The 522-nt window shown below is 46.7% G+C and carries 1 protein-coding gene; it reads right to left on the reverse strand.

What is annotated here, in order from left to right; all coding sequences use genetic code 11:
• A partial coding sequence (locus tag PORUE0001_RS10715) for a phage integrase SAM-like domain-containing protein (protein WP_232501395.1) occupies positions 1-461 on the reverse strand: 461 nt, incomplete at its 3' end.
• Positions 462-522: the final 61 nt, after the last annotated feature.

Here is a 522-nt window from a genome sequence, read left to right on the forward strand (position 1 = left end):
CTCTCTGTAGAGGTCGCCTGAGCGAGATATGGAGTTAGGATATGCACGGCAACAGACATTAAGGGGATAGTGCTAAGCACACCAGTTTTCTTACGACGGAGGACAACCCAGCTCTGACCGTGCATAGAGATGATGTTGTCTCTCACTAGACGTGATATGTCTGCATAAGACAGTCCCGTATAACAAGAAAAGAGAAAGGCATCTCGTACTAGAAGAAGCTTAGGGTTTGAAAGCTCAACAGAACGCAAACGCTCCAAGTCGGAATCATCTAAGAACCCCCTATCTGTAGGTTGCATACGCAAAACAACCTTTGGAAAAGGGACTCGCATAAGCAAGTCCTCTTCAACGGCTCGCTCCATCGCTTTTCTCAAAAAGCGCAGAACTTTGATGGCTGTGTTGTGGGTGTAGTTTTTCTCGCCCTTTAAGTACAACTCATAGCTGGAGAGCTCATCTTTCTGCACAGCAGAGAGGGGTAAGTCGTCCTTTCCATATTGATAGCCCAAGTACCCTTGCAATAAGGTC

Source organism: Porphyromonas uenonis 60-3, from assembly GCF_000174775.1.
GTDB lineage: Bacteria > Bacteroidota > Bacteroidia > Bacteroidales > Porphyromonadaceae > Porphyromonas > Porphyromonas uenonis_A.